The sequence below is a fragment of the Desulfamplus magnetovallimortis genome (assembly GCF_900170035.1).
In the GTDB taxonomy this organism is placed as follows: domain Bacteria; phylum Desulfobacterota; class Desulfobacteria; order Desulfobacterales; family Desulfobacteraceae; genus Desulfamplus; species Desulfamplus magnetovallimortis.
Window position 1 is genome coordinate 155746 of the sequence record NZ_LT828552.1, and the last position, 6000, is coordinate 161745.

Here is a 6000-nt window from a genome sequence, read left to right on the forward strand (position 1 = left end):
CAGTCAAAAAAGTCTTCACTCGGCAAACAGTTGATATCTCTATCTATCATAATTTACTACTCTTCCATATTACTCACAAATCTGAGTAAAAACTCTGAATCATCAGGTGCTAAATCAAACCTCACTGCAGCATTTTCTGCAAGAACTACCGAAGATTGATCAGCATTTTCTTTTCTTTGTTCGGAAATCCAGGCAATAGCCTTGCGCAGATTTTCACCCTGGGGTTGAACTGTTGTCATAAAAAGATCTCCTTTTTAATAGATTATATCGATTTTCCATAACCCATTGATTTTATATAAAGTTATATTTTAAAAATCTTGATAAAATCATTTGCTTAGCCAAAATCGGTATAATGACTAATATATAAGCTGGGGTTTTACAGAAATTTCAAGGGCACGTTCAAGACCATATCCAGCCTTGAGCAACGGAATTTCGTTAAAACGATCCGCCATTATCTGAAATCCTATGGGCAAACCTTCAGAAGAAAATCCGCATGGTACTGAAAGCCCTGGCAAACCTGCCATATTAGTTGAAAGGGTAAAGATATCAGTCAAATACATTGTCAGAGGATCATCCACATTCTCCCCTATTCTGAATGCCGGTGTGGGTGCAACAGGAGAGATAATTATATCACACTCTTTAAATGCCTTTGAAAAATCTTCACGAATCATGGATCTAACCCTGGTTGCCCTGCCATAATAGGCATCGTAATAACCTGCTGAAAGGGCGTAAGTACCAGTTATAATCCTGCGCTGCACCTCCGCACCAAAGCCTCTGGATTTTGTCTTTTTGTACATATCAATGAGGTCACTTGCATTCCTGTCCCTGAAACCATATCTGACACCATCAAAACGGGCAAGATTGGAGCTTGCCTCGGATGGTGCAATGACATAGTAAGCGGCAACAGCATAGTCTGTCTGGGGAAGTGATATTTCGATCATCTCTACCCCCTGATCTTCAAGGACTTTACGTGCATTGTTAAAAGCCGCCTCAACATCAGGATCAAGTCCTTTTACAGACATGAATTCCTTTGGGATACCAGCCTTCATACCCTTCAGAGATGAGCTTTTATCCTGGTCAAAGGATTGTATTGCAGACATAAAATCAGGTGTATCCACATCAGCAGAGGTTGAATCCCTGGGGTCATGCCCGCAAATAACATTCATCAGAAGAGCAGCATCCGTGACATCCCTTGTTATTGGTCCAATCTGGTCAAGAGACGATGCATAAGATACAAGGCCAAAACGGGATACCCTACCGTATGTAGGTTTAAGGCCAACAACACCGCAATGGGATGCGGGTTGACGAATTGATCCTCCTGTATCAGTACCAAGAGCTGCTGTACACATACCCGCAGCCATGGCAGCAGCAGAACCACCGCTTGAGCCTCCAGGCACACAATCCCTGTTCCAGGGGTTCCGGGTAATGTGAAAGCCAGAATTTTCCGTTGAAGAGCCCATGGCAAATTCATCAAGGTTTGTCTTTCCAATTATGACAGCGCCTGCATCTTTGAGAATCTTAACAACAGTGGCATCATACTCCGGCACAAAATTTTCAAGAATCTTTGACCCACATGTGGTTCTGACTCCCCTTGTGCAAAGCAGATCCTTTAAAGCTATGGGAATGCCCAGCAAAGGCAGACGCTCTCCTGCGGCAATACGTTTATCTGCTTCACGGGCAGATCTCTTAGCACCTTCCGCATCCACAGTAATATATGCTCCCAAATCACTGTCTAAGCGCTCAATCCTCCCAAGCAGCTCGTCAACAAGATCAGCGGAAGTGACTGCACCTCCATCCAGCTCTGCTCTTGCCTGCTGAATCGTCATTTCATGCAACTTCATGATAAATATTTTCCTGTTTAAGCATTTGCGATTCAAAGTAAAAAAAGCCCACAAACTTTTTTTCCGTAAAAACGCATTTGTTTTTCATAGTTGGGGTGGCCGAAATCCGGCCATTTAGTAATTTAGTAATTGGGTTTAATTAACTTACCCAAACTCCCCCTCGCAAGTCTGTAAAATGTGGCTGGGGGCAAGGTGAATGGAGAAGTTATTAAAAATCAATTCCTTAGCTTTAAATTTTACAACAAACTACCCCACAACACGGGGAACTACATAAAAATCCTCATCCCTCTCAGGAGCATCTGAAAGGGTAACATCAGGACCTGGTGAGACTTTTACAATATCCTCCCGCATTACGTTGTTCTGAAATGCCGCACCTGACATCAATTCTGCTCCGGAGACATCAGCATCCTTCAACTTATCTATATATTCAAGAATATTGCTTATCTGGTCAGCAAATTTATCAACCAGAAGATCATCAACTTCAAGTCTTGCAAGATGGGCAATATATTCAACATCCTTACGTGAAATTTTCATGACTTACCTTTCAAAATCGCTACTCTTTTCGTATGATTAACCCCTTGACACCTTCCTGTTCAAGCATCTTCAACTGCTCCTTTGCCTTTGAAATAATACCAAAAGAACCGGTTCTGACCCTGAACCACACCTTATCATCTACATTGGCAACACTTTTATAAGCATTATAACCCTTTGCCTCAAGTTTAGATATATGCCTTAGTGCATCCTCTTCATCAAGATATGAAGCTATCTGAATTGTATATGTGTAGGCGGAAACATCAGGGGAAAAAGAAGATGTCTCTTGGACTTTGTCAACCATTTCCGGGAGGATTCTCTTTTTCTCTTCTGGTTCTGGCAGCGCACCATAGGGTGGATCATCAACTTTACCTTTTGCAGACAGATGCTTAATGCCAGTGCCTACAACTGCTGCCCGGGCAGTGTTGCCAGCCACTTTTTGTGAATCCATGGTCATTGCCTTACGGCTTTTCTTCAAAGGAAGGGAATTTTCTGCCAGTAAAAAACCATCTTCATTATCCTGGATAGTGCTCCCCTCTTTTTCTCCTGGCTTCTGAATATCAGAAAACTCAGAAGATAAATCCAGGTCACTTTCGTTTGCTTTCAATGCAGCGTAGAAATCCAACTCAGGCTTTTTGAAAGGAACCTCATCCTCCCTGCCGGTGTTAAAAAGAAGAGCCAGTCGATGCTGAAACCATTCTGTATCAAACTCAACAGGAGATGTTCCACGCCCCACCAGAAGCCCTGCAAAAAACATCCATGCGCACAAAGCAAACAGTGCTGCGTATTTTAACCATCCCTTTAACATGGAGAGATACTCTACATCCTTTCCGGTGCAGAAACCCCAAGGAGACCAAGGGCATTCCTTATCACCTTTTTAACAGAAGAGACCAGAAATAGACGTGCCAGGCTCAACTCCATGTTATCTGTAATTACCTTATGCTTATTATAATAGGCATGGAATTCCGAAGCAAGGGACATAAGATAAGTAAATAGAACATGGGGGTGCAGAGTGAGTGCTCCTTTTTCAACCACGTCTGAAAATGATGAGAGAAGCTTTATAAGGTTTATCTCTTCTGGTTCAACAAGAAGATGCAAAAACTCTTCAAAAAGCGATGTATTGTCAAGGGCATTTATATCTGAAAGTATGCCTTGTTCGCATGCCCTTGCCACCATGCCGGAAATACGGGCATGAACATACTGAACATAATAGACAGGATTTTCACTTGTCTGCTGTTTTGCAACTTCAAGGTCAAAATCAAGTCCACTGTCATAACTTCTGCTCAGAAAAATAAAACGCGCTGCATCTCTGCCGACCTCATCAACAATATCTTTTAAAGTAACAAACTCTCCGGATCTTGTTGACATTGCCACCTGTTCCCCTGCTCTCAGAAGATTGACAAGTTGCACCAGAATGACATCAAACTGCTCTCGACTTCTGCCGGATGCTTCAATGGAGGCATTGATACGATTTATATAACCATGATGATCAGCGCCCCACACATCTATAACACGATCAAACCCTCTGTTGAACTTTTCCATGTGGTATGCAATGTCAGAAGCAAAATATGTTGTCAAGCCGTTCTGCCTGACAACAACCCTGTCCTTCTCATCGCCATACATCTGGGTTTTAAACCAGAGCGCTCCATCTTTTTCGTAGATAACGCCCTTATTTTTATACTCTTTTATGGAGTCCTGAACCATACCTGAATCATAAAGACTCTGCTCACTGAACCAGCGATCAAAGGTGACTCCAAAATTTGAAAGATCATCCTTTATTCCCTGCAAAATTTTATCAGCAGCATATTTTGCACAAAGAGCCACAGGATCATCGGAAGCCAAAGCATCTGCCTTTTGCTGCTCATCAACAGAAGAGTCATTTTCTTCTGTCACACTTTCAAGTGGAAGAGCTATTTTTTCAGCATCAGGTTCTGTTGCCTTTTTCAACAAAGAGTTACCTTCACTACCAATAAGCTCACGGGCAATATCGCATATATAGTCTCCCTGGTAGCAATCATCAGGAAATGATATGTTTTTACCGGCTGCCTCGCATAATCTCAACCATACAGAACGGCCAAGGGTTCTGATCTGGCGACCGGAATCGTTAATATAGTACTCCTTGCTGACATCAAAGCCTGCAAAGGCCAGAATGTTGCCAACAGCATCCCCAACAGCAGCTCCACGGCCATGTCCTATATGAAGGGGGCCTGTGGGATTGGCACTTACAAACTCAACCTGCACCTTCCTGCCCTGCCCCATTTCTGAACTGCCAAAGGCCTTATCCTCTTTATGAATGATGCTAAGAATAGGGTACCATGCTGATTTTTTTAAAACAATATTGATAAAACCAGGACCGGCAATCTCGGTTTTTTCAACTATTCCATCTGGATCATGAATGGAAGCAACAATGGCTTCGGCAATCTTTCGGGGAGCCATTTTCTGTATGGAAGCAGAGACCATTGCAACATTTGTGGAAAAATCCCCATGGCTTTTATGGCGTGGAACTTCAATCTCCATTTCAGGAATCTGTGAGTCTTTCAAAAGGCCATTTTTACAGGCCTGTGCAAAAGCATTTAATATTATATTTCTTACTGCATTTTTCATTACGTATCAATTCTCATGTTCAGAGTCATCATCAGGCATAAACCTTGGGGTATCATCATCGGAGTCAATCTCCTTGATGTCATCCTCACTCAGATCATCGGGATCATCTTTAAGAAGCTCTCCAATTTCAACATCTTCATCATCTTCTTCTTCGTCATCACCATCCATGCCGGCAAAATCCATACGTGTATCATCCATAAGGGGTAAAGCCTCAATATCTTCATACTCAACAACTGTTTTTTCAGGAGTCTCTTCCTGAAACATTTTTTCTGCTGCCAGAAACAATTTTATTGCCAGATCATTGGGAGGAAAAAGATTTCTGCGTCTCATATACTCTATGAAAACCGCCTGCCCAGCCTGGGCTACGTTTTTCATCTCTTCCAGACTGTAACTTTCCTGATGCAGGTTGGCAAATGAGCCAAGATCCATCTCTTCCGCCTCTGTCAAGGTCACAATCCCCTTGATGTTATCCACTTCAAACGTAAACTTCTGCTTCATATTTTTCTCCATATTCCAGATTTTCCATCATACACAAATTAAAAACATCTCTCTTGCCGAATGATGATGGATGCCAAATAATAAATGCTTAAGTATAGTTCAAATACACTTTCTGTCAATAAATAGATCAATATAAAAAACTTACGATTTCTCTATTGACCTTGTGAATGTAAAGTGCTATAAGCACAAAAATTCACGGGGAGGAGTGGCCGAGTGGTTGAAGGCGGCGGTCTTGAAAACCGTTAAGTGTAACAGCTTCGTGGGTTCGAATCCTACCTCCTCCGCCATCCATGAAAATTGCAGATTATGATAAATGGAGAAATGGCCGAGTGGCTGAAGGCGCTCGCCTGCTAAGCGAGTATAGGGGTAAAACTCTATCGAGAGTTCGAATCTCTCTTTCTCCGCCACATTTATGAATTTTTAAAAGCCGAATCATTTTGATTCGGCTTTTTTTATTCTCAAAGCCGACATCTATGATCTTTTGAGCCTTGTCAACATTGTCTGAATCAGGATATCCAAGATTAAC

The 6000-nt window shown here is 42.2% G+C and carries 6 protein-coding genes and 2 tRNA genes; 2 read left to right on the forward strand and 6 right to left on the reverse strand.

Going from position 1 to position 6000, the window contains the following annotated elements; translation table 11 throughout:
• Positions 1-56: 56 nt before the first annotated feature.
• The 6 genes from MTBBW1_RS19435 to MTBBW1_RS19460 form a co-directional block, all read right to left on the reverse strand.
• A complete protein-coding gene (locus MTBBW1_RS19435) occupies positions 57-239 on the reverse strand; it encodes a hypothetical protein (RefSeq protein ID WP_080806189.1) in 183 nt (60 codons plus the stop codon).
• A 117-nt stretch (positions 240-356) separates the two neighbouring features.
• Entirely contained in the window at positions 357-1841 is a 1485-nt protein-coding gene (gene gatA, locus MTBBW1_RS19440) for an Asp-tRNA(Asn)/Glu-tRNA(Gln) amidotransferase subunit GatA (protein ID WP_080806191.1), read from the reverse strand.
• 246 nt (positions 1842-2087) lie between these two features.
• Complete coding sequence (gatC, locus tag MTBBW1_RS19445) at positions 2088-2375, reverse strand: Asp-tRNA(Asn)/Glu-tRNA(Gln) amidotransferase subunit GatC (RefSeq protein ID WP_080806193.1); 288 nt, start codon at positions 2373-2375, stop codon at positions 2088-2090.
• A gap of 19 nt (positions 2376-2394) precedes the next feature.
• Positions 2395-3180 (reverse strand): SPOR domain-containing protein, encoded by a 786-nt coding sequence (locus MTBBW1_RS19450; protein WP_080806195.1) that lies wholly within the window; start codon positions 3178-3180, stop codon positions 2395-2397.
• Positions 3181-3191: 11 nt separating this feature from the next.
• Positions 3192-4976, reverse strand: coding sequence for an arginine--tRNA ligase (gene argS, locus MTBBW1_RS19455; protein WP_080806197.1), 1785 nt, complete (start codon positions 4974-4976; stop codon positions 3192-3194).
• A 6-nt stretch (positions 4977-4982) separates the two neighbouring features.
• Positions 4983-5474 carry a hypothetical protein gene (locus MTBBW1_RS19460; protein ID WP_080806240.1) on the reverse strand — a complete coding sequence of 164 codons (492 nt, stop codon included), beginning with the start codon at positions 5472-5474 and terminating at the stop codon, positions 4983-4985.
• A gap of 199 nt (positions 5475-5673) precedes the next feature.
• Here MTBBW1_RS19460 and MTBBW1_RS19465 point away from each other — a divergent pair.
• Positions 5674-5761, forward strand: a tRNA-Ser gene (locus MTBBW1_RS19465).
• Positions 5762-5789: 28 nt separating this feature from the next.
• Positions 5790-5881: transfer RNA gene (locus MTBBW1_RS19470), tRNA-Ser, on the forward strand.
• Positions 5882-6000 lie beyond the last annotated feature (119 nt).